The sequence below is a fragment of the Bacillus sp. EKM202B genome (assembly GCF_011066025.1).
Lineage (GTDB): Bacteria > Bacillota > Bacilli > Bacillales > Bacillaceae_G > Bacillus_A > Bacillus_A toyonensis.
Genome location: NZ_JAAMNK010000001.1, coordinates 109,344 through 132,378, shown reverse-complemented (window position 1 = coordinate 132,378; position 23,035 = coordinate 109,344). Strand labels below are relative to the sequence as shown.

Below are 23,035 nucleotides of genomic sequence, written 5' to 3'. Positions count from 1 at the left end.
GGAGTGGTCTTACATGACTAAACAATTATCTTTCTTACCAAAAATCGATAGAGCAGCAACGCAGAAAAAATTAGAAGGTGTTCTGGAAAGTGTACGTTTATATAGGCAGTTTGGAATGATGCGTGAAGAAATGAAAGTCACTCCTTCTTATGAAATTAGATATCACGGACCTACAAATGATGTAGGAAAGCCATTAGAAGATGTTGCAATGGCTAATATACAACAAAGTAAACGAGAAGAGTGGATTAAGCAAACATCATTTTGTATTGATCAATTTCTAAGTCGTTTAGGAAATGGGAGTGCTGGAAAGGACCAAAGAAACATTATTATTAAGCGTTATTTAGAAGATGAAGATGTATGTGATTATATGGTGTATAACGAACTTGGCATGAGCGAGCGTACTTATCGACGCGTTAAAGCTAGAGTGTTTTATAAACTTGCTTTTGCTCTTAGATTAGAAGTTTATGAAACTGAAGAAACTGGAGGTAATGAACAATGAATTTTGTTCAGCCAATACGTGATCCAGAGCAAATACAGCAGTTAAAAGAATATTTTAAGGAAAAGAGCTTACGTAATTACATTCTCTTTATTATGGGAATCAATACAGGCCTGAGAATCTCGGACATTTTGAAATTGAAGGTAGGAGATGTCAAAGGTAGTCATATATCTATGAGAGAAAAGAAAACAGGGAAACAGAAACGAATACAAATTACTGTAGCACTGAAAAGAGAACTTAAATGGTTTATTGAAAAAAGAGAAGATAATGAGTACCTATTACAAAGTAGACAAGGTAGGAATCGTCCGATTGGTCGTAGCATGGCATATAAGATATTAAGTGGAGCAGCGGCAGAGTTTGGATTAGATGAAATCGGAACACATACATTAAGAAAAACATACGGGTATCACATGTACATGCAAACAAAAAACATAGCATTACTTATGGAGATATTCAATCACTCATCAGAGAAGGTCACGTTACGTTATATAGGTGTAAACCAAGATGCAATGGATAAAGCAATGACTAGGTTTAAAATCTAATCATTGCTTATTTCTTTTTTATCTAGGGGTATCGCAGTATTTTGGAAAAAAACTACGCTAAGAGTATGCAAGATTTTATACAGTTCCAGTAACAAACAAGAACCCTAAAACCTCGCTAGGATAGGAATGTATAAAAAATGCATAGATCCATAGAACAAAAAAAGAAGGTTTCTTGCTACCAAAAATGAGACGTTATGTTAACTAAATTTGAATATCGTATACAGACTAAAAACAGAAAAAACTTCCTGTTGTGTAGGTTGTTTTTTCTGTTTTTTTTGATGATAGTTGTTAACTGATGTCTCACATTTCAAAAAAACAACTCTTTTGTTTGCTTGTCCACACCATTTCACCTCTTTATGAATTATATAGTATTAAAGGAGGTGAAAAGAATGAATGAAGATATTATTTCAATTGGGGCAAATTGTATAGTGAGAATTAGAAACAGATTCTTTCTTCTAGTAGAAATTGAAGTGGAATTTGGAAATGTAGCCATAGAGGAATTTGTTTTTATTCGAATATCTGAGCAAGAAGCTAGAACATTGTTAGCAGGAGGTATTCAACGTTGTACTATTTCTAATTGTATTCCTAGGTCCCATGATGATTTAGAAGTAGAATTCATTTGTGTTTTAATCGTGGGTGGGGAAGCATTTGCGGTTTTTGATGTAGAAGACGATGTTGATGAAGCTGTACTTGTTCCAATTTCATTAAGAGAAGCCGAGCGTTTAATCTGTAGAGGAGCAAGACGATGTACAGTTATTAATAGATAAGAGTAAGCCTTTTGGGAGCTAAAGAGGTTTCATTTTGTGTGGCTTCTTTTAAGAATGAGTATGTAAATATGAATATCCTCCAGAGTAATTGACTGGAGGATATTTTTGTAGATTTCTAGATGTATTAACTACCAATAATGAGACATGTATGAGATATACAATCAAACAAAATTATTTTCCATTTTTATTCTTATTTTGAAATAGATGCACAATCAAAATTCCACCAACAAATAAGATTGAAAATCCTACAACTATATATAATCGGTTTTTGGGTATTCCTAATATAATTGTAAGATAACTAAAAGAAAAAGCCCATAATGCTACAACTATGATTTCTAACATCTTCTTTTTTATTAAAAGTTAAGCACCTAAAATCCCCTTGAAAAAGTTGTATTCGGAATATTGTAACAAAATAAAAAAAAGACCCTACAAGAAGGTCTTTCATCAGCTAATATTAAGCTTTTTGAACATTAGTAGCTTGTAGGCCACGTTGTCCTTTTTCTACTTCAAACGTTACACTTTGTCCTTCGTCTAAAGATTTGAAACCGTCGATTTGGATAGCTGAGAAATGTACGAATACGTCTTCTCCACCTTCACGCTCGATGAATCCAAAACCTTTGTCTGCATTAAACCATTTTACTTTACCTTGTTCCATAATTGTTGCCTCCTAGTGTGGATACCCACACATATGTTACTACCCTTGCTCAAATACCTTAGACGAAAAACAAAATTTATTCTTAATCTCAAGCCAAACAAAAATAGGTCTTTCTTAAATTAACACACTTTCTAAAAAATAGCAAATTTCAAAAATAAGTCCTTATGGTAATTAGCTACTAATAGTTGTTGCTGGAGAAAAAGTCACTATGATAGTCATCACAGCAAGAAATTGCCAAAGGATCTCAACAATATCATTGGTTTGATTTTTTTCAAACATTCAACAACTGATAAAATTCGCTATTTTCGAGTTGAATTTTACTTTTGATAACGATAATTATGTAAATAAGCTGTCCATATGGGCAGCTTATTTTATTTTTCCGCATAGCGTAGGTTATTTTGCAAAATGCTGGTGGTATCCCTATACAGTTACTCATAATTTTCGTACTATGTAACTCAAAAGAGAAAATTAAATGAAATCAATGATACCAAGGGATTCAGCGAAGGGGTCAGTTACACACAATATAAGATATGGGTAAGTGAAGAAAAGGCATAAAAAAGGAGCGTAGTTCGTCAAATAGATGTAATGCTCTATTACTATAAAATTAAGAAATTCATTGTTTCCGATTAATAGCATCTGTTTATTGTGATTCTTATTGATTTTAAAAAATAAAAAATCGCCTTATTAAAGGCGATTCATAATGTATTCATTTTGCATTCTTTTGATAAATAAATATCTTTTAAAATTAAATACAATGTTCTACATTAACGTGTTTCTGGATCTTTGTCTTTTTTTCTAAGACCAAATAATCCTAGTAGTCCCAATAAACCAAGCCAAGTCCAATTATTATTTTTATTACGATTATCATTTAAATCATTTGTCGTATTTACATTTCGAGTTCTCACATCATTATTAACTCTATTCATGTTATAGTCATTAACTCTATTCGTGTTATAGTCATTAACTCGAGTTGTAGTATTATTATTGTTAACTCTATTCGTATTATATCCATCGTATTCAGCATGGATGCTTGTACCAAAAACCGTAATAGTTAGTAATAGGGCACCTAAAATAGATGTAAGTTTTTTCTTCATGGTTTTCCCTCCTTTCGTATTTAGTAATGTCTCCAGTTCCTAAAGACAATATTCGGTTGAAAATATATAAAACCATTTGAATTCAAATTATGATAAGTATCTTTAATTTTTATTATTAAAAATACTTAATAATAATGGATTAAGTTAATTGAAATGTATTTATTCTTTATAAGCATAAATTTTTGGTAACGGTACATTCTATGAGAGGTAATTACTATATTTGGGTAAGGTGTTCCTTATGAGTTATAAGAACTTATTTTCTTTAATCAAGAACATGATTGGGAAAATTTTTTCTATAGTAAGTATTGTTGCTGAAAGTCTAATTTCTTTAAGGAGGAATATTTTTATGGGTATTTTAAGTGGAAATCCACAAAATGAACCAATGCACTACGGAGAAGTCTTTGGGATTTGGAGTTATCTTGCAGCGGCACAAGGCGCGATTGCTGGATATCAAGTTCTTATTAACCATACAGGGGACGAGGATTTAAAGAAATTTTTAGAGAACCTTGTAGAGAATGATATCCAATCAGAAGTTGAAGAATTAAAAAATATCTTGAAATTGAATGGTGTTGCATTACCACCAGCACCTCCAGAAAGACCAGTTGCATCTATTGAAACGATTCCTCCTGGTGCTCGTATTAATGATGCAGAAATTGCAGCTAAAGTTTCTATGGATCTTGCTACTGGCTTAGTAGCATGTAGTCAAGCTATGGGACAATCTCTTCGAGAAGATGTTGGAATGATGTTTGGTCAATTTCATATGAAAAAAGCACAAGCTGGAGCTATATTACTTCGTCTGAATAAGAAAAAAGGTTGGATTATTCCGCCTCCATTACATGTTCTACAATCCGATCAAGCATAGTTATTGAAAGAAAGTTCAATTTATTCAATGTAGCTGTTGCAGTGAGGTAATCTAGGAAAATAAAGGTTATTAGCGAATTAAAATAAATGGCAGAATCGTGACCGTTTTTTGGCAGTAAATGTGCCGGTTGTTTTGGAATTAGCATGTTATATTTGTATTGTGAGTAGTGGCGGAAAACAACGCTCACAAGATTCATGATAACTGAAAATGGATCGTCATGACCGGTGGCGGTGGTTGTAGATTGGATGAACAATTGTTTCTTGTTTTCACATTCAATTGCAATTCACGTTGTGTAGACGGAGAAGGGCTTTTGCTCTTCTTCCAGTTACTTAATAATATTGGCGTAGATGATATAACAACATTAGGTGATTGGAAGAAGGATAAAACTTCATTTACCGTAATTGAAGTATAGATTAATAATTAATGAAAAAAGCATCCATTCGGGTGCTTTTTATTTTTAGGTAAGGAGCGAGGATAATGTGTGAGCATAGATACCAGCTGTTAGAAAGTGAGACTACTACTTATTATTCTGATACCAGACATTTTGAGGTAGATGTTTCGGCTACATTTTACTGCGAAAAGTGCCTTGATATTCAACATCGTGAGAAAAGAATTGATACGGGAGTGATTGAGGTAAAGGCATAATGAATGAGTACAAAACCAAACAACAGAAGCGTAAGTTCTATGACTGTGGTGAGTGGAAGAGCATACGAGAACCAGTAAAGAAGCGCGACAACTATGAGTGTCAAGAGTGCAAGCGTAATGGTCGAGTTCAAACAGATACCAATGAATACAGTGAGAGTGCAAAGCGTAAGAAGATACAGCTCGTTGTCCATCATATAAAAGAACTAGAACATCATCCAGAGTTAGCATTAGATATAGACAATCTTGAAACGGTTTGCGTGAATTGTCATAACAAAGAACACGGAAGAGTTTACGAAAAGAAACAAAATAAATGGGAACATGATGAGAAATGGTGAAAATAAAACAGAAATAACACCCCCCGGTTCAAGAATTGGGCTTTTTTTCGTCTAAGGGGCACCGGAGGAGGGGGTCGATTTTCTAAATTTATAAGCAAATTCGCGCGTTATATCAAATTGGAAAACGATGTAAATCAGAAGGGAGGGATATTGTGGCTAGAGTTAAGCGTGAAACAATGAGAAAAAGGATTGAAAAGGATTTAATAAATCAATTGAAAGAAAAAAAGATTGTAGGTAATCATTATGTTGACTTAATTCAAGATTATTTATCGCTTTGGGATTTAAAATGTATTCTTGTTGATGATATTGAAGAAACAGGAATAAAGGTATCCGGCATGCACGGTCCGAAATCCAACCCTTCTATTAATGATTTACATAAAACTAACGATCGGATGATAAAGATTTTAGATGCACTTGGATTAGAAGCATCGGCAGAAGAAAAGAAAGTTCCTTCAAAACCTGTGCGCTCTGCTAGAGATTTAACATGATTCAAAATGAATATGTAACTAAATATATTGAAATGTATCGAGTGGGAAAAATTAAGCTAAATAAAGAGCGCATAATGCTAATTGATTACCTAGAGAAATACATTTTAATACGTGATGATCTGTATTTCGATAATGAAATGCATGATGATTATATAAAGTTTACAGAAAAATGGTATTTTGAATTACAACCATTTCAGAAGTTTTTAACCGCATTTGTTTTTCTTTTTTATGAAGAAGACGATTCGGTTTTTTACGAGCAGTTTCTAATTATGATGGCTCGTGGTGGCGGTAAAAATGGTTTGATTTCATCATTATGTCATTTCTTTATTAGTCCACTACACGGGATAGAACGCTACAATGTTTCAATTGTGGCTAACAACGAGAAGCAAGCTAAAGTTTCTTTTCGTGAAGTCTATGATGCTATTAAAGGAAAAGAAATACTAGAAGATATGTTTTATCGAACTAAGGTAGAGATACTGAGTAACGATACTCAAAGCATTATGCAATATCATACATCTAATGCTGGTTCTAAGGATGGACTTCGTGACGGTTGTGTTATTTACGATGAAATACATCGATATGAAAACTTTGATGTAGTAAATGTATTCTCTAGTGGACTTGGAAAAGTGCCAAATGCTAGAGAATTTTTTATTGGTACAGATGGTTTTGTTCGCGATGGGTTCTTAGACAAGACGAAAGAGCGAGCGATGAATATTCTAAAAGGCAAAGATTTAGAAGACCCATTGTTTCCCTTCATCTGCAAGATCGATAATCCAGAAGAAATTGATAATCCTGATGTGTGGGAAAAAGCGAATCCTATGTTTAGCGAGCCGAGAAGTTCTTACGCTAAACAATTATTTAAAAAGGTATTAACTCAATATAAACAATTAGAAAATAATCCTTCAAACCGTGAAGAATTTATAACAAAACGGATGAATTATCCCGAAACAGATTTAACAAAGTCTGTAGCTCCGTGGGAGGAAATCATGCGTACTGGTTATGAAGAAGATGGAGTAACGCTTAGAGAAGTTCCAGATCTAAGACACAAAACTGCTGTGGGCGGCCTCGACTTCGCCAGCATCAAGGACTTTGCATCAGTCGGATTACTGTTTAAACATGGTGAGGATTACATTTGGAAATCACATTCATTTGTAAGAAAAGGCTTTTTGGACAAAGTGAAATTAAAAGTACCTATTAAAGAATGGGAAGAACAAGGATTGCTTACTATTCTAGATGAACCAGTCATTAATATCTCTCACATTGTAGATTGGTTTGTAAAAATGCGTGAGTTATACGGGTTTAATACGATTGTAGCTGATACGTTCCGTCTTGATCTTGTTAAATCAGCACTTGAAGCTGAAGGTTTCATATTGTTATACATTCGTAATCCAAAAGCAATTCATTCCCTTTTAGCTCCACGAGTTGAAACATTATTTGCAAACAATCGCATTATCTTTGGTGATAATCCATTAATGCGTTGGTACACCAATAACGTCTACGTCCACATCAAAAAAGACGGTAACAAAGAATATCTGAAAAAAGATGAATTCAAGCGAAAAACAGATGGATTCCAAGCTTTTATCCATGCATTATGGCAAGCGGATAACGTTCTTGTGGATGAATTTGATTTTATGCTAGATGGTATTAAATTCTAATAAAGGGGGTGATAATCATTGGATGGCTGGATGCGGTATTTAAAAGAAATAGTGAGTTAGGATTTATGTTTGATGTGGAAATGTTTATTGAAAAGGCAAATAGAGTCCACATGAAGCGAATAGCGATTGATACCTGTATATCATTTTTAGGAAGGACAATTAGTCAATCAGAATTCAGAGTAAAAAACGGTGGGAAATTCGAAAAAGATGAGCTTTATTACCGATTAAATGTTAGGCCCAATAAGAATATGACAGCAAGTACCTTTTGGGAACAGTTCATTTACAAACTTATTTATGATAATGAAGCTTTAATTATACAAGCAGATGATGGTGATCTACTTATCGCTGATGACTTTGAACATAATGAGTACGCTGTGTTTGAAGATACTTTTACAAATGTCACCGTAAAAGATTATCAGTTTAAGAGAAGTTTTAAACAAAGTGAAGTCATTCATTTAAGATATCGTAATGACAAGTTATCACCGCTTATTGATGGGCTTTTTGCTGATTATGGTGATTTATTCGGTAGGATATTAAGCTCTCAAAAACGTAAAAATCAAATTCGTGCCACAGTTGATATGGACATGCTTGCTGCAAAGAGTAAAGACCATCAAGCAAAACTCCAAAATTTTATAGATGACATGTATAAAGCTGTTGGAGAAAATGATATTGCTATTATTCCACAACAACCAGGATTTAAATACGAAGAAACATCAGGTGGTGTAAATTCTGGTCAAAGTGTGGATGAAATAAACAAAGTAACGAATGGCTTTCTAAATCAAGTAGCTATGGCTTTTGGTATTCCGACCGCTTTGTTATATGGCGAAATGGCTGATGTAGAGAAGCAAACGAAAAATTATATGCTTTTCACAGTGAAACCATTATTAAAAAAGATTTCAGATGAAGCAAACGTTAAATTTTTTGAAAAAGAAGAGTATCTTTTAGGTCAAAAAATTGAAATTAAATCCGTTTCTTATCAGAGTATATTTGAGCTTGCTGAAAGTATCGATAAACTCATTTCTTCTAGTGCATTCACAGGTAATGAGCTTAGATTGGAAGTAGGATATGATATTTCAAATGATCCGAATTTAAACAAACATTATATTACCAAAAACTATACAGAAACTCATTTAACTGAAGGAGGTGAGAAAGAAAATGACGGTGAAAATTGACGTTAAAGGGCCAATTATTTCTAATGATGAAGCTTGGATTTATGATTGGTTTGAAATGGATGCTACAAGCCCAGGTAAGGTTTCAAAAGCGCTTGATGAAGCAAATGGCGATGACTTAGTTGTATCAATTAATAGTCCTGGCGGTTATGTAAATGAAGGTTCAGAGATTTACACAGCATTAAAAAATTATCCTGGTCATGTGGAAGCTCAAATTGTTGGGTTGGCGGCAAGTGCAGCATCATTCATTGCGATGGGTGCTGATAAAGTTCGAATCTCTCCAACAGCTCAAATTATGATTCACAATGCTTCTATGTGGAATGGTGGAGATCATCGTGATATGGAAAAGGCTGCTGAGATGTTGAAAACAACAGATCGAGCGATTGTAAACGCCTATGTCATTAAAAGTGGGAAATCAGAAGAGGAACTACTTAATATGATGGCTGAAGAAACTTGGATGGGTCCACAACAAGCATTAGAAAATAATTTTGTGGATGAAATCATGTTTATGGATAATCAGGTTAAAATGACAGCGTCAACTGCGACTTCTGCCATGCTTCCACAGAAAGTAATCGATGGTTTTAGAAATGGAACAATGAACAAAGGCCAAGGGATTACAAAAGAAGATTTAAACGCAGCGTTATCAGGGTTAAAAAACGAAATCCTGAATGATTTACAAAACAATATAGAAGAACAACCAAAGGAGCCGAATCCTAAACCTGTAAAAAACAGTGGGATTAAAGGGCTCCTTTTAAATTTATAAATTTATAAAAATATAAAATTATAAAAAATGGGGGAAACACATAATGACGATTAAATTTAATAAATCTGAAGCATTCAATAAGGCGAAAGCAAAGTTAACGGATGCTTTAACTAATGCAGAGAGTACAGAGCAAGAACAAACAGCAGCATTTGAAGGCTTCTTTGATGCGATGCAAACGGATGTAATTAACACAGTCCGTAACCAAGTAAATGATGAAATGTTAGATCGTTCTATTCTTCAACAACGCGGTCAAAATGTATTAACAGCAGCAGAAACAAAATTCTTCAATGCAGTTGTACAAGAAGGTGGATTTAAAGACGGTTCAATCCTTCCGGTAACTACACAAGAACGCGTATTTGAAGATTTAGTTAAAGAACATCCATTACTTGATGCTTTAGGTCTACAAGATTTAGGTGCAGTTACAAAATTTATTTATTCTGATGCGACAAAAGCGTATGCTTGGGGCGAATTATTCGGTGAAATCAAAGGACAAATTAATGCAGCATTTAGACAAGAACAAATTGGTCAACTTAAATTAACTGCATTTGCTGCTATTCCGAACGATATGTTAGAACTTGGGCCGGAATGGGTTGAACGTTATGTTCGAACTTTATTAGTAGAATCTTATTCAGTAGGTTTAGAGTTTGGTTTTGTAAATGGTGGTGGAGCTGTAGCACATCAACCTGTAGGTTTAATGAAAGATGTAAATGCAACTACAGGCGCTGTTACTGATAAAAAATCATCTGGAACTTTAACATTTGCTCCTTCTGAACATGGTGAGGTAATTGCTGGTGAACTTTACGAAGTGGTAAAAGCTTTATCTGTTGATGGAAAAGGAAAATCTCGTAAAGTATTAAATAAAATTGTGATGGTTGTAAATCCTGTGGATGCAATCGGTGTACAAGCACGTAACACAATTCAAACTCCTAATGGTCAATGGGTAATGGCGTTGCCTTATAACATTCAAACTGTTGAATCTGAAGAAGTTCCTGTTGGAAAAGCATTATTCTTTGTAAAAGGACAATATCTTGCAGCGATTGCTGGCGGATATAAGCTTAAAAAGTTTGATCAAACATTAGCAATTGAAGATGCTACGCTTTATACAATCAAACAGTTTGCTAACGGTAAATCAAAAGATAATAAAGCAGCTCTTGTTTATGATTTAAAAATTTCTTTCGTCCCTAAAACTCCAGTAAGCTAAGGGTGATTTGAATGGAAATAGTAATCTCAAATGAAATATTACAGCAATTTAAAGATAGGATGCACTTAGGGGATGAGGAAGATGATAACCTAAAGCGCATCCTTTCTGCATCCACAAAAGCTTTAATAAAAGATTGTGGAGCGTATGACATAAACGAAGATGAGACGTTCAAAGAATTAGTTTTTGAGCGTTCTCGTTATGTTTATAATGATGCACTTGAGTATTTTTCTAAGAACTTTTTAACTGAAATTAATAGTTTTGGCATCGCAAAAGCTTTAGAAGAAATTAAATTGGACGGTGATTAACATGCGTTCTTTTCAGTACAAGAAACCGCTGAATACAGGAGATTGTAGAAATCGAATTATCATCGAACAACCTGTAGTAATAAAAGATGAATTAAATCAGCCAATTGAAACAGATTGGCAAGAAGTAAAAAAAGCATGGGCAATGATAAAAACGGTAAAAGGTTCTGAGTATATTGAAGCTTCAGCTTCACAAGCTACTCGGATTTATCGTTTTGTAATCCCTTATACATCGGGAATTACAGAAGAAATGCGGATCAAAATGAAGAATCGCATCTTTGATATTATCGAACCGCCAATGAATGACGATGAAATGTATCAAACATTGACTATTATCGCAAAGGAGCATACTTGATATGAATGATTTTGCGAGTGATCTTGCTAGAGAATTACAAAGATATGCACGTGTTGTGGAAGAAAACTTAGAAAATGAAATTGATGAAGTGGGAGATATTGCTGTTGGTAAGTTAAAGCAAGGAAGCCCTAAAAAAACAGGTGCTTATCGTAAAGGATGGCGTAAGAAAAAAGAAGGTAATGGTGTTATTCTCCATAATACGCAAGGACAATTAACGCATCTTTTAGAAAAGGGACATGCGAAAGTCGGTGGTGGTCGAGTTCCAGCACAAGTTCATATTCGTCCAGTTGAAGAGTATGTAATTGACGAATTGCCAAGACGTATCGAAAGGGCGGCTCAACAATGACATTAGGTGAATTAACAAAAATTCTTGAAGCTACCGGTTATCCTGTGGCTTATTCGCATTTCACAGCAACGCCAGATAATTCAGTTCCCGCGCCACCTTATATTTGTTTTCTTGTGGATGGATCAGCAAATCTCATGGCTGATAACAAGGTCTATCACAAGATAAATGATTTAAATATAGAACTTTACACAATTAAAAAAGACTTAGTTGCAGAAGCCAAACTTGAAAAAGTCCTAGACGATCATGAAATTACTTATGACTCGTATGGAACTTTTATTGAATCTGAAAAAATGTATCAAAAAATTTATGAAACGAGGTTGATGTAAGTGAATAAAGAAAATAAAGTTACGTTTGGTCTGAAGAATGTACATTACGTTCCATATGATGTTCAAGATTTTTTAGTGAAATTTGGTACACCAATACCACTACCTGGTGGAGTTGAATTAACTTTTGAACCACGTGGTGATTTAATTGAGTTCTATGCAGATGACATGCTTTACTATGCAGCAAGTAATAACCAAGGTTACGATGGAACGCTATCAATTGCGACTATTCCAGAGCAATTTGCTATCGATGCATTAGGCGAGCAATTAGATGAAACAGACGGTGTTTTAAACGAATTAGCTGATGCCAAAGGAAAATCATTTGCATTACTATTTGAATTCGATGGCGATGTGAACGCAACACGACATGTTATGTATAACTGTGCAGCAAGTCGTCCGACAATCGCATCTAAGACAAAGACAAACTCAGCTGAACCGAATACAAATGAATTGAAATTTGTTTCTAGTCCAATTGTTTTAGCGCCTGGTGGAAGACCAATGGTTAAAACAAAAACAACCTCTAAAACAACGCAAGCGATTTACGATAACTGGTACAAAGAAGTGTACGTTAAAAAACCAGCAGCACCAAAGGGAGCGTAATTAGATGGAAAAAACAATTACAATAGACGGAAAACAAGTCAGATTAAAGAGTACAGCGGCAACAGTTAAACGATATAAAGCACAATTCAGACGTAATTTATTTGCAGATATGATGGGGTTAGGAGCAATTAGTACGTTAACTTCATCAGATGGATCGCAACAACCTATCGATACATCTAATCTTGATTTAAGTAAAGTGGACTTTGAGCTTGTTTATGATTTGACTTGGTTATTCGCTAAAACAGCTGATTCAAATATCCCTGATCCTATGACGTGGCTGGATGAATTTGAAGAATTCCCAATTGAAGAAATCATGCCAGAAATAATGGAACTAGTTCAAGTCACTATGGGAGCAAAAAAAAAATAACAGGAAATGATGAAAAGCAAGGGACATTCAGTGATGAAGAATTAACCACTGATTTGTTCCTTGCTCTTTGTTATAAAGCAAAATTAACGCATTGGGATTTAGAAACCATGACAATCGGTGATTGTTTTGATTACATCGCTGAGTTTGCTGAAATGGAGAACCCAGACAAAGAAAAAGTTAGAAAAGCAAATCAAAAAGACTTTGATTCATTCTAAGAAATGAGGTGAGAAAATGGCAGGAAGAATTAAAGGGATTACGATAGAAATCGGCGGGAATACTCAACCGTTACAAAATGCTTTAAAAGATGTAAATAAACAAAGTGATGCTTTGGCTAAAGAATTAAAAGATGTTGAGCGCCTTTTAAAATTTGATCCAGGTAACGTGGAAGCTTTGGCCCAAAAACAAAAGTTACTTACACAACAAATTGAAAATACAACACAAAAGCTCGATAAATTGAAGGCAGCGGAACAACAAGTACAGGCTCAATTTCAAAACGGTAAAATTTCTGAAGAACAATATCGTGCTTTCAGACGTGAAATTGAATTTACAGAAGGGTCACTTAATGGTCTTAAAAATAAACTAGGAAACATGAAAGCTGAGCAAGAGAATGTAGCAAGTTCCACAAGGCAATTAGAAACATTGTTTAGAGCTACAGGAAAAAGCGTTGATGATTTTGCCGGGGCATTAGGAAATCGTCTTGTGAATGCAATTAAAAATGGAACAGCTACAAGTCGCCAATTAGAGCAAGCAATTGGGATTATTGGTCGTGAAGCATTAGGAACTGAAGCGGATATTGAAAAATTACAAAGAGCATTACGATCTGTGGATGCTGGTAATTCAATACAACAAGTACGAAACGAATTACGAGACTTACAACAAGAAGCTCAAAGAACGCAAAGAGAATTTCAAGAATTAGATATTGGCTTAGAAAATGTTCTTGGAGCAATGGTTGCTGGTGGTGGAATTGCCGGAACAATTGAAAAAGCACTTGATATGTCTAAGCTAAAAACAAAAATTGATATTACTTTCGATGTACCCGAGTCCTCCAAAAAATCAGTAGAAGAAGCTATTAGAGGTGTCACTACTTATGGAGTTGATGCTGAAGCATCTTTAGAGGGAGTGCGCAGGCAATGGGCTTTAAATAAAAATATTAGCGATGAAGCTAACGCATCTATAGTAAAAGGGGCAGCGGTAATTGCAACATCTTATGAAGGTATAGATTTTACAGAGTTAATCCAAGAAACATATGAAATAGGAAATGAATTAGGGATAACTCAAGATAGTGCCCTTGGTATGGTTGATGCGTTGTTAAAAATGGGATTTCCACCAGAACAACTAGATATCATTGCCGAATACGGAAGTCAGCTGACTCGTGCAGGTTTTAAGGCTGAAGAAGTCCAAGCGATTATGGAAGCAGGTGTTGAAACAGGTAGTTGGAATTAGATTATAGTTCCCTTGTATGGTGACATACAATGAAAAACTCCTTTAATTCAGTGAAACTCTCAAATGAGACAATACTGAGCGAAGCCTTTTAATTAAGGAACGTGCAACGACTAGTCGAAAGACGTAGGGTGTAAGCAAATGGCACTCGAAACGGGGAGCAACTCAAGTAGTTGAAGATATAGTCTAATCTATGCGGTGACGTATAGCAGTTCATAAGAGAACGGGCGTGACGTTGCGAATCACGTTGAATATAAATGATTGATAATCTCTTAGATGGGCTTAAAGAAGGAAGGATTCAATTAACTGAATTTGCTCAAGGTGCGGATAAGGCTTTGAAAGAAGCGCTAGATGGCTCTGGGATTGTCACAGAACAAATAGAAAAGTGGGGTGCAGCTGTCGCTAAAGGTGGAAGTGATGGTTCGAAAGCTATGGTAGAAGTAGCTAAAGCAATTGAAGGGATAGAAGATCCAGTAAAAAGAAATCAAGTGGGGGTTAAAGTTCTAGCCACTATGTTTGAAGACCAAGGACAAAATTTAACTAACACTTTAATAAGTGCTTCAGAAAAAACCGTAGACTTCCAGAAGAATCAGGATAAATTGAATGAATCTATTAAAAAAATGGATGCAAGTCCAGCGGTTAAATTTCAAAAAGCAATGGGTGATTTACAGATGGCGCTGAAACCAGTTCTTGGAGTTGTAGCAGATCTAGTCTCTAAATTCGCTGAATGGATTTCTAATAATCCAGAATTAGCAGCGACATTAGCGACTATCGGAGTAGCTATCGGTGTGATTTCCGGTGCGATTATGGCACTTGCGCCTATAGTTGTGACGGTCATGAGTATCTTCGGGATTGGAGCGGCTGCAGCGGCTGGGTTTGTTGCGGCTATTCCCCTTATCATAGCCGCTATAGCAGCCATAGGTATTGCGATTTATAAAAACTTTGATGATATTAAACAATGGATTATAGATACTTGGGATTCTATTACGGAATATTTAGTAGGAGTTTGGGACGGTATCGTGCAATCATCCAGTGAAGCTTGGAATTCATTTTTAGAAACAATGCATGCATTCTTTGATCCAATAGGTCAGTTTTTTAGCGATTTATGGACAGGGATAGGTGAGGTATGCAGCAGTGCATGGAGTTCGATTGTTGAATTCTTTTCTGGAGCTTGGGCTTCATTCACAGAAATGATGCATAGTTTCTTTGATCCGATAGGCGAATTCTTTAGTAACTTATGGTCCGGAATTGTGGAAACAGCGTCTTCCTGGTGGACTTCTTTAGTTACAACGGCTTCCGAATTGTGGGGAACACTCGTACAAGCTTGGCAAGATACTTGGAATACCATTGTTACCGTTTTAGATCCAATCATTTCATTTATCGCAACAGTTTTAGAAGCAGGTTGGCTACTTATTCAGGCAGGAGCGCAAATCGCTTGGGCAGCTATAAGCCAATATATTATTCAACCAATTCAAGAGGCTTACAATTGGGTGAGTACAACAATCAGTGAAATGGTTACTTGGCTTGGTACACAATGGGAAATTGCAAAAGCTGTGGCACAAGTAGCCTGGGGATTATTTAAGCAATATATCATTCAACCAGTCGTAGACACTTGGAACTTAGTAAAAGAAAAGTTCAGTGATTTAGTTTCATGGCTAAATTCACAATGGGAGACAATAAAATCATATACATCAGCAGCGTGGAGTTTGGTAAAACAGTATGTTATTCAACCTGTCCAAGAGTTGTGGAATACAACCAAGCAAAAACTTGGAGATTTAGCTAATTGGATATTAAGTAATTGGGAAACGATAAAATCTTATACACTTACAGCTTGGAATTTAGTGAAACAATACGTAATTAATCCAGTAACTGAAACGTATAATCAAGCCAAACAAAAATTTACTGATCTATATAATTCAGCGAAAGAAAAATTTGATGCTGTAAAGAATGCAGCACAAGAAAAATTCGATGCGGCTAAACGTAACATCATCGATCCAATCAAAGAAGCAGTTGGTAAGGTAGAAGAATTTATTGGGAAGATTAAGGGATTCTTTAGTGATTTAAAATTAAAAATTCCAAAGCCTGAAATGCCACCTCTTCCACACTTTAGTTTACAAACAAGTACGAAAAACGTTTTAGGTAAAGATGTTACTTATCCATCAGGAATTAATATTGATTGGCGTGCAAAAGGTGGTATCTTCACTAAGCCGACTATCTTTGGGATGAATAATGGACGTTATCAAGCAGCAGGAGAAGCGGGGGACGAAGCGGTGCTTCCGCTTAATAAAAAGACACTTGGAGCTATTGGTGCTGGAATCGTAGCAGCCATGCCACGAGAACAATTTGCTATGCCAGGCGAAATAAATCAATTAATGGGTGACATGAGCCGTATGATGGCTAGTTCTGTCAGCCAATTATCAGGATTAAAGACTGTCATGAGTGGTGTGTATGGAAATATGTCAAATAGTAAACAGGCTATGACAAGTAGTGTATCAAATCAAGTATTTAATAACTCATTTGGATCATCTGGTGACGGAGCAATTCCGATGCTTGGTGGTGATTTGGTTGTTGAAGTTCCTGTTGTTATAGAGGGGCGAGATGTGGCGCGTGGTACGTATCGATATACAACCGAGTACCAAGAAAGAGAAAAACAAAGAGACTCAGCCTTTTAGGTTTGGGTTTCTTTTATTTTATAGAGAAACGAGGTGTTAAAATGAGTACTTTTACTTTTAATAAACAACGCAAGGAATACATTCAAATAGAAAAAGGATGGAGTCCACCAACATGGGCACCTCTAAAACGGAATTTTTTAAAAACACCTGGATATCCAGGTGCAAGATTATTAGGTACAGAAACCGATCCACGTCCACTTCCTGTACCTGTAGGAATTATTGTTCCAAATGGAACGGACTTAGAAACTTTAAAAGAAGAAATAGCAGATTGGTTAATTACAGAACAACCTGTCGAGTTAGTTTTTGATGTAAAACCAGATAGAACATATATAGCTGTTGTTGATGAAGATTTTAATGTTGATGATTTTGTAAGTCTGGGAAAAGGTACTTTAAAATTTATTTGCCCAATGCCATATAAATTAGGACCAATTCGAAATGCAAAAGCAAAACTAGAACCAAATAATATTATTAAAATGGATGCTTTGAATGAGGGAAGTGTATTTTCAGAACCGAAATTCAAGATACAGGTAGAGAATCCGTCCACATTCATCGATATTATAAATAAAAATGGAGGTCAACATTTTCGTATAGGATACCCAGTTAAGATAGATGAAACGCCAATAAGTCGGTATGAATTGGTTATGCATGATAAAGCGAATTCTCTAGTGGGTTGGACGGAAGTGGGAAAAGATTTCGTTTCAGATTACGGAATCGTAGCAGGGAAAATGATAGCGGATGGTGCACGCATCATGCCATCTGATTACGGTCAAGGGCAATTTTGGCACGGACCAGCAGTGAAAAGAAGTATTACAGGTGGACCGCTACAAGATTTCACACTTGATGCAATAGTTGAATGTCGAAACTTAAACCCTGCAACTATGGGACGTGTAGAACTTTATTTATTAGATGAAAACAGCGTTGTAGTCGGAAAAGTAGGTATGTTTGATGCATATAGAAATTCTAGCGAGAATTTTGGTGAAGTTATGGCGGGAAACGGTGACTACAATCATTTGATTATAGCGGAAACGGGTTATTATCGTACAACATGGAATGATTTTTATGGACGTCTACACATTGCACGAGTGGGAAACTATTGGCAAGGGGATATTGCTTTAATCGATGAAAAAGGAAATTACCATACAGAAAAATTTGCCCAATGGTACGATACAGGCAATAGCTTTATGAAAAAAGTCGCTCAAATTGTTGTGCATATATGCTCATTTAATGACGCACCATCATTGATTGCAGCTGTACACGATATTAAAGTACAAAAAGTGAATAGCAATACAGAACGTCAAATACCTTATATTGTTCAAAAAGGAGATCTTGTAGAAATCGATTCATCCGATGCCAGTATTCGTATTAACGGAGCAGACGCGATAAATATAAAGGATTTTATGAGTGACTATATACGTATTGAAAAAGGAAAGAATGAAATCGAAATATCCCCAAACAACATTGGACAGGTAGATGTCACGTATAGGGAGCGTTACAGATGAGCAAAGCAAATAATCTATTACACATTGTGGATTTTAAAACAGAACAAATCATAGGTGTTATCAAAGAACAGGATTATTGGGATGATTTACGCCAATGGGAACTTAAAGATAACAAAGATAAATTTGAGTTCACAACAGCTGATGGTATAAAGATAGCGGCATCACTTATACAACAGAACCTTGTCGTTAAACAAACTCGTGACGGTACTTTTGTTTCATACATTATTACAGAAGTAGAACAAGATACAACAGGTCGTTCGAAAAAGATTTATACACTTGGTGAACATACAAAACTAAAGAAAGCGACTGTAATTAAACCACAAACTTTGCAAGCTACTACAGTCAACGAATCTACAGACTTTGCTTTACAAGGTACAGAGTGGAAACGTGGGATTACTGAGTTTGTTGGTATACGTACCATTCATATTAAGGATTTTACAAATCCGCTTGATCTCTTAAAACAAATTGCATCTACGTTTGAACTTGAGATTCGTTTTAGAACAGAAATAATGGGATCTTTTATTGTCGGTCGTTATGTAGATGTAATAAAAAAAGTAGGACGTGACAACGGAAAAGAATTCTTGTTAGGAAAAGATGTACAAGGTATCCGGCGTATTGAGAATAGTCAAGATGTAGTAACTGCTCTTGTAGGTGTTGGTCCACAAAATAATGAAACTGGTGAATTTCTCACATTTGAAGAAATAAACAATGGCAAACTTTATGTAGGAAATAATGATGCTCTGCAACGTTGGTCGAAAGATGGTAAGCATTTATTTGATATTTATTCACCACAAACAGAAGACCAAGGTATGACGAAGCAAAGACTCAAACAATTAACAGAAGCAGAATTAAAGAAGCGAATTGATAGTTCTACTTCATATGAAGTAAATGCAGTAGCGCTGGAAGAAGTATTTGGTTTATCTCATGAAGCGGTTCGTAAAGGCGATACGGTACGAATAAAAGATATCGGGTTTAGTCCACCACTTTTCTTAGAAGCTAGATTAATAGCAGCAGATGAATGTGACACTGATCCATCGAAAGATAAATATATCTTTGGTAATTATCGTGAAATTAAAGATACACGAAGTCTTATCGATAGGTTATACGCACAAATCATGGGTAGCTTATCAAATAAAGCATCTAAAGAATTACTAGATATGTTAGATAAGAAACTTCAAGAAAATGTAACAGAAACAGAAGTCATTCGAAAAGAATCGGAAGCAGCAAAGAAAATCGCTGAACAAGTGGCTGAAAACTTGAAGAATAATACCGTTGATATTATTGAAGGCGTAAATCCACCAACAGAAAACTTAAAGGATAGAAAAACTTTGTGGCAAGATATCAGCAAAGGTAAGCCTGGTATTCTGAAATTGTGGAAGGATGGCAAATGGGATCCTGTTGTTCCTGATGTGGAATCCGTTAAGAAAGAAACATTGGCACAGGTAAGCAAAGATATTGAGGCTACAAAAAGCGAATTAAATGAAAAGGTTCAAAGTGTGGAAGGTAAAGCGCAAGAAATAGTTAAGCAAATAGTTGATGTTCAAAAACAAGTTAATGACAAAGTAGATCAAACATGGATTAATACCCAATTAAAAGATAAAGCAGATAAATCCGGTGTTTATACGAAAGATGAAATTAAAGATGGCTTTATCGGGAAACAAATCTATGAAACTGATAAACAAGGGAATGTTCAGAAGTTCCAAGAAATCAGTACATCCTTTGAACAAACAAATGAAGATATCAAATCAAAAGCAGAGAAACAAAGCGTTATTGATTTAGGTAATAACCTAACACAAGTTTCAAAAACTGCTAATGAAGCGAAACAAACTGCTGATGGTAATACACGTACCATTTCACAAGTGGATTCTAAAGTAAACCAAACAGCTACAGACTTTACCAAAAAGACAACAGCAATAGAAGAAACTGTTACTGGGGTTTCAAAAAAAGTTACCAATATACAAACTGAACAAGGCAAGATCAGTGAGCGTATTACTAAATCCGAGCAAACCGCAGATGGATTTAAAACTTCTATTGAATCGCTAACTAAAAAAGATACTGATATCAGCAATAAATTAAATACAGTTGAGCAAACTGTGGACGGCACAAAAAAGACGATATCTGATGTGCAACAAACTGCAAATGATCTGAAGAAAACAACAACTGAAATTAAAGAACAAGCCGGAAAGATTAATGAGAAGTTAACAAGCGTAGAAAAGAAATTTGATGAGCAAGAAATAGGAGTGCGTAATTTAATATCAGACACGCAATATTGGGAAACAACACAAGTAGCTTCAAATTCGGCATATGGAATATTTAAAAATAACTTAAATTCATTGTTTAGTACTTTAGTTGAGCAAACCGTAACCTTCAGTTTCGACGTGAAAATTATCACGAATGATAACACTGAGGGAAGGATTCAATTTTATGGTTCTAATGGCTCTCCAAAATATACTTTCGCTCAAAAAGTATTAACAGGCATAAATAAAGATTTCCAACGGGTTACTTACACAACTAAAATTCAAGAGATTCCTAGTAACAATGGACAAGCAAGATTGGAATTTTGGGGGATAGATGCTAAAACAACTAAAATCATTATTCAAAACTTTAAACTTGAAAAGGGGAACAAAGCCACAGGATGGACACCAGCCCCAGAAGACCAAGTAACAAATGATGAATTCACCAAGAGAACAACTGAGATTGAAAAAAGTGTGGAAGGCGTTAAAACTACTGTATCAAATGTTCAAAACAGTCAAGTGGGATTTGAAAAGCGTATGAGTAATGTGGAACAAACAGCAAGCGGTCTTTCTACTTCAGTTAACCAATTGACGCAAACACAAACTACACAAGGAAAACAGATTACTGATGCTAACACAAAGATAGAGCAGCAAGCACAAGCAATTAAGGCTAAAGTAGAAATTAAGCAAGTAGAAGACTACGTTGGCGGTTTTCGAATTCCTGAGTTGAAGAATACTGTTACAAAAAATGCTCAAGATTTAATGGGAGAAATATCTAAAAAAGTAGCTACGCAAGATTACAACAAGAAAACGACTGAATTAGAGCGTCTTATTTCTGCGAATGCGCAGGGGATTAGTCTTGCTGCAATCAAAACAGAAGTATATACGAAAGTACAGGCTGACGGAAAATATGCGGATAAAGCGTATGTAGAAAAACAAGTAGGACGTATTGACGTAACTGAAAAAGCGATTACTAGTACCGTCCAAAAAGGCAATATTATCTCGGCTATTAACCAAACAGCCGAACAGATTCAAATCGATGTTGGTAAGTTGAAGATCAACGCGGATACAATCGTACAATGGCTAACAGCAAAAGGAATTGATGCTGATGTTATTAAAATCAGTGGTGATAAAGTAACAATTGATAAGAATGGTATTACAGCAAAAATGGCTGACTTCTTTTTTGAAGATGAGCGTGGGCAGAAATTTTCAGTAACACCAAGGAAGAATCTCATTCCAGATCATGACTTTTCACACATTTCTTTTAATACTTTTAATAATTATTTTTTGAAGATCGAATACAGTCCTACATGGACAATTATGTCTAATCCATATATTGAGAAACCAGTGGTTAACAATTATGAGCCAATGGTTAATCCGATGCGGATAGATTTGTCAAATTGGATTCGATTTACATTATTTGAAGGGGTAAAACCAGGTAAGAAATACACATTGTCGGCTCATTTCAGAGCAACTACCAATGATAATCGTGTAAACATTACAAACAAGCCAATCATGAGAGCGGTATTCGGTAAATATAACGGTGACACTCCGGTGGAGCTTGAACGAGCATCAAAAACTTACGATGCACCAAGCATTCAAACGGGGAAAATAGTAAGATACGCTTTAACCTTCATTGTGCCGAGTAACTATGTAGAAGGAAATGGTTATGTTTATATTGATTTATTTGGCGAGGGGCTCTTAAATAATATGCAAGCAATTGCTGTATCAGGTGTTCAGTTGGTGGAAGGTGACGTTCCTTCCGTTTATAACTGGGATACAACACATGGACAACTCGTAAACGGAACACTGCCTTTTTCTACAATTGCACTTGGTACAAAAGATAATGTTATTTATCACAATCATGTGAACAAATGGAACTATATGAATGCGCCGCTTGAAATCATAAGCAATGGTGAAATGATGGCACTCGTTGGAACTGATCGTGCAGGACTCAGTTTTTATCCCCGTGGTGGTGGAGAACGTAGAAGTTACATCGGTCACATTTATAACAATGAGAATAGATTCCGAATTGAATCAAAAGATCCAATTGCGACAACACAGTCGATTGAATGTAATGGGATTAATGTAGGTGGTGGGTACTTTGGTTTTAATGCAGGTTCTATTCATTATACAAATGGTAGCTTAGGTACAGGATGGTATTTCCATGATGGCAGATGGAATTATGTTAATTTCACAAATATGACTTCTAGAACATAGAGAGG

General features: G+C 35.4%; 22 protein-coding genes and 1 pseudogene. 21 read left to right on the top strand and 2 right to left on the bottom strand.

Annotated features, from left to right (window positions below; all coding sequences use genetic code 11):
• Positions 1–13: 13 nt before the first annotated feature.
• The 3 genes from G9F74_RS00640 (at position 14) to G9F74_RS00630 (ending at position 1,805) form a co-directional block, all read left to right on the top strand.
• Positions 14–499, top strand: a complete 486-nt coding sequence (locus G9F74_RS00640) for an ArpU family phage packaging/lysis transcriptional regulator (RefSeq protein WP_016108999.1) — start codon at positions 14–16, stop codon at positions 497–499.
• A complete protein-coding gene (locus G9F74_RS00635) occupies positions 496–1,038 on the top strand; it encodes a site-specific integrase (RefSeq protein WP_016108998.1) in 543 nt (180 codons plus the stop codon). Before G9F74_RS00640 ends, G9F74_RS00635 begins: the two co-directional genes overlap by 4 nt.
• Before the next feature lie 389 nt (positions 1,039–1,427).
• A complete protein-coding gene (locus tag G9F74_RS00630) occupies positions 1,428–1,805 on the top strand; it encodes a hypothetical protein (protein WP_001001282.1) in 378 nt (125 codons plus the stop codon).
• A 454-nt stretch (positions 1,806–2,259) separates the two neighbouring features.
• Here the strand turns inward: G9F74_RS00630 and G9F74_RS00625 are convergent, their stop codons facing one another.
• The gene (locus G9F74_RS00625; RefSeq protein ID WP_000434816.1) at positions 2,260–2,460 is read right to left on the bottom strand and encodes a cold-shock protein; all 201 of its coding nucleotides are present in this window, start codon (positions 2,458–2,460) and stop codon (positions 2,260–2,262) included.
• A 764-nt stretch (positions 2,461–3,224) separates the two neighbouring features.
• On the bottom strand, positions 3,225–3,554 hold the full coding sequence (locus tag G9F74_RS00620; RefSeq protein WP_000728240.1) for a WGxxGxxG family protein: 330 nt from the start codon (positions 3,552–3,554) through the stop codon (positions 3,225–3,227).
• A 346-nt stretch (positions 3,555–3,900) separates the two neighbouring features.
• Between G9F74_RS00620 and G9F74_RS00615 the strand changes: the two genes are divergently transcribed.
• The 18 genes and pseudogenes from G9F74_RS00615 (at position 3,901) to G9F74_RS00530 (ending at position 23,030) form a co-directional block, all read left to right on the top strand.
• Positions 3,901–4,416 carry a DUF3231 family protein gene (locus tag G9F74_RS00615; RefSeq protein ID WP_033668553.1) on the top strand — a complete coding sequence of 172 codons (516 nt, stop codon included), beginning with the start codon at positions 3,901–3,903 and terminating at the stop codon, positions 4,414–4,416.
• Between the two features lie 241 nt (positions 4,417–4,657).
• Complete coding sequence (locus G9F74_RS00610) at positions 4,658–4,828, top strand: hypothetical protein (RefSeq protein ID WP_000344287.1); 171 nt, start codon at positions 4,658–4,660, stop codon at positions 4,826–4,828.
• Positions 4,829–5,060: 232 nt separating this feature from the next.
• The gene (locus tag G9F74_RS00605) at positions 5,061–5,396 is read left to right on the top strand and encodes an HNH endonuclease (RefSeq protein ID WP_001008143.1); all 336 of its coding nucleotides are present in this window, start codon (positions 5,061–5,063) and stop codon (positions 5,394–5,396) included.
• A 152-nt stretch (positions 5,397–5,548) separates the two neighbouring features.
• A complete protein-coding gene (locus G9F74_RS00600) occupies positions 5,549–5,884 on the top strand; it encodes a P27 family phage terminase small subunit (RefSeq protein ID WP_016108996.1) in 336 nt (111 codons plus the stop codon).
• On the top strand, positions 5,881–7,539 hold the full coding sequence (locus G9F74_RS00595) for a terminase TerL endonuclease subunit (RefSeq protein ID WP_016108995.1): 1,659 nt from the start codon (positions 5,881–5,883) through the stop codon (positions 7,537–7,539). Before G9F74_RS00600 ends, G9F74_RS00595 begins: the two co-directional genes overlap by 4 nt.
• 8 nt (positions 7,540–7,547) lie before the next feature.
• Positions 7,548–8,711, top strand: a complete 1,164-nt coding sequence (locus G9F74_RS00590) for a phage portal protein (protein WP_033668552.1) — start codon at positions 7,548–7,550, stop codon at positions 8,709–8,711.
• Positions 8,695–9,471, top strand: coding sequence for a head maturation protease, ClpP-related (locus G9F74_RS00585; protein WP_016108993.1), 777 nt, complete (start codon positions 8,695–8,697; stop codon positions 9,469–9,471). Before G9F74_RS00590 ends, G9F74_RS00585 begins: the two co-directional genes overlap by 17 nt.
• Positions 9,472–9,514: 43 nt before the next feature.
• Positions 9,515–10,672 (top strand): phage major capsid protein, encoded by a 1,158-nt coding sequence (locus G9F74_RS00580; RefSeq protein WP_016108992.1) that lies wholly within the window; start codon positions 9,515–9,517, stop codon positions 10,670–10,672.
• A gap of 11 nt (positions 10,673–10,683) precedes the next feature.
• Positions 10,684–10,977, top strand: coding sequence for a hypothetical protein (locus G9F74_RS00575; RefSeq protein ID WP_016108991.1), 294 nt, complete (start codon positions 10,684–10,686; stop codon positions 10,975–10,977).
• Between the two features lies 1 nt (position 10,978).
• Positions 10,979–11,329, top strand: coding sequence for a phage head closure protein (locus G9F74_RS00570; protein WP_016108990.1), 351 nt, complete (start codon positions 10,979–10,981; stop codon positions 11,327–11,329).
• A gap of 1 nt (position 11,330) precedes the next feature.
• The gene (locus G9F74_RS00565; protein ID WP_016108989.1) at positions 11,331–11,675 is read left to right on the top strand and encodes an HK97 gp10 family phage protein; all 345 of its coding nucleotides are present in this window, start codon (positions 11,331–11,333) and stop codon (positions 11,673–11,675) included.
• Complete coding sequence (locus tag G9F74_RS00560; RefSeq protein ID WP_016108988.1) at positions 11,672–12,001, top strand: hypothetical protein; 330 nt, start codon at positions 11,672–11,674, stop codon at positions 11,999–12,001. Before G9F74_RS00565 ends, G9F74_RS00560 begins: the two co-directional genes overlap by 4 nt.
• The gene (locus tag G9F74_RS00555) at positions 12,002–12,598 is read left to right on the top strand and encodes a major tail protein (protein WP_016108987.1); all 597 of its coding nucleotides are present in this window, start codon (positions 12,002–12,004) and stop codon (positions 12,596–12,598) included.
• Between the two features lie 4 nt (positions 12,599–12,602).
• Complete coding sequence (locus G9F74_RS00550) at positions 12,603–12,965, top strand: hypothetical protein (RefSeq protein WP_016108986.1); 363 nt, start codon at positions 12,603–12,605, stop codon at positions 12,963–12,965.
• A 231-nt stretch (positions 12,966–13,196) separates the two neighbouring features.
• Positions 13,197–14,408 carry a hypothetical protein gene (locus G9F74_RS00545; protein WP_016108985.1) on the top strand — a complete coding sequence of 404 codons (1,212 nt, stop codon included), beginning with the start codon at positions 13,197–13,199 and terminating at the stop codon, positions 14,406–14,408.
• A gap of 257 nt (positions 14,409–14,665) precedes the next feature.
• A pseudogene (locus G9F74_RS00540) lies at positions 14,666–17,077 on the top strand (phage tail tape measure protein); the annotation flags it as partial.
• A 41-nt stretch (positions 17,078–17,118) separates the two neighbouring features.
• Positions 17,119–18,576, top strand: a complete 1,458-nt coding sequence (locus tag G9F74_RS00535) for a distal tail protein Dit (RefSeq protein ID WP_016108983.1) — start codon at positions 17,119–17,121, stop codon at positions 18,574–18,576.
• Entirely contained in the window at positions 18,573–23,030 is a 4,458-nt protein-coding gene (locus tag G9F74_RS00530; protein ID WP_016108982.1) for a phage tail spike protein, read from the top strand. Before G9F74_RS00535 ends, G9F74_RS00530 begins: the two co-directional genes overlap by 4 nt.
• Positions 23,031–23,035: the final 5 nt, after the last annotated feature.

Coding starts and splice junctions, on each gene's coding strand:
- G9F74_RS00640 (WP_016108999.1), top strand. CDS start 14: ATGACTAAACAATTATCTTTCTTACCAAAAATCGATAGAGCAGCAACG.
- G9F74_RS00635 (WP_016108998.1), top strand. CDS start 496: ATGAATTTTGTTCAGCCAATACGTGATCCAGAGCAAATACAGCAGTTA.
- G9F74_RS00630 (WP_001001282.1), top strand. CDS start 1,428: ATGAATGAAGATATTATTTCAATTGGGGCAAATTGTATAGTGAGAATT.
- G9F74_RS00625 (WP_000434816.1), bottom strand. CDS start 2,460: ATGGAACAAGGTAAAGTAAAATGGTTTAATGCAGACAAAGGTTTTGGA.
- G9F74_RS00620 (WP_000728240.1), bottom strand. CDS start 3,554: ATGAAGAAAAAACTTACATCTATTTTAGGTGCCCTATTACTAACTATT.
- G9F74_RS00615 (WP_033668553.1), top strand. CDS start 3,901: ATGGGTATTTTAAGTGGAAATCCACAAAATGAACCAATGCACTACGGA.
- G9F74_RS00605 (WP_001008143.1), top strand. CDS start 5,061: ATGAATGAGTACAAAACCAAACAACAGAAGCGTAAGTTCTATGACTGT.
- G9F74_RS00595 (WP_016108995.1), top strand. CDS start 5,881: ATGATTCAAAATGAATATGTAACTAAATATATTGAAATGTATCGAGTG.
- G9F74_RS00585 (WP_016108993.1), top strand. CDS start 8,695: ATGACGGTGAAAATTGACGTTAAAGGGCCAATTATTTCTAATGATGAA.
- G9F74_RS00580 (WP_016108992.1), top strand. CDS start 9,515: ATGACGATTAAATTTAATAAATCTGAAGCATTCAATAAGGCGAAAGCA.
- G9F74_RS00575 (WP_016108991.1), top strand. CDS start 10,684: ATGGAAATAGTAATCTCAAATGAAATATTACAGCAATTTAAAGATAGG.
- G9F74_RS00570 (WP_016108990.1), top strand. CDS start 10,979: ATGCGTTCTTTTCAGTACAAGAAACCGCTGAATACAGGAGATTGTAGA.
- G9F74_RS00565 (WP_016108989.1), top strand. CDS start 11,331: ATGAATGATTTTGCGAGTGATCTTGCTAGAGAATTACAAAGATATGCA.
- G9F74_RS00560 (WP_016108988.1), top strand. CDS start 11,672: ATGACATTAGGTGAATTAACAAAAATTCTTGAAGCTACCGGTTATCCT.
- G9F74_RS00550 (WP_016108986.1), top strand. CDS start 12,603: ATGGAAAAAACAATTACAATAGACGGAAAACAAGTCAGATTAAAGAGT.
- G9F74_RS00545 (WP_016108985.1), top strand. CDS start 13,197: ATGGCAGGAAGAATTAAAGGGATTACGATAGAAATCGGCGGGAATACT.
- G9F74_RS00535 (WP_016108983.1), top strand. CDS start 17,119: ATGAGTACTTTTACTTTTAATAAACAACGCAAGGAATACATTCAAATA.
- G9F74_RS00530 (WP_016108982.1), top strand. CDS start 18,573: ATGAGCAAAGCAAATAATCTATTACACATTGTGGATTTTAAAACAGAA.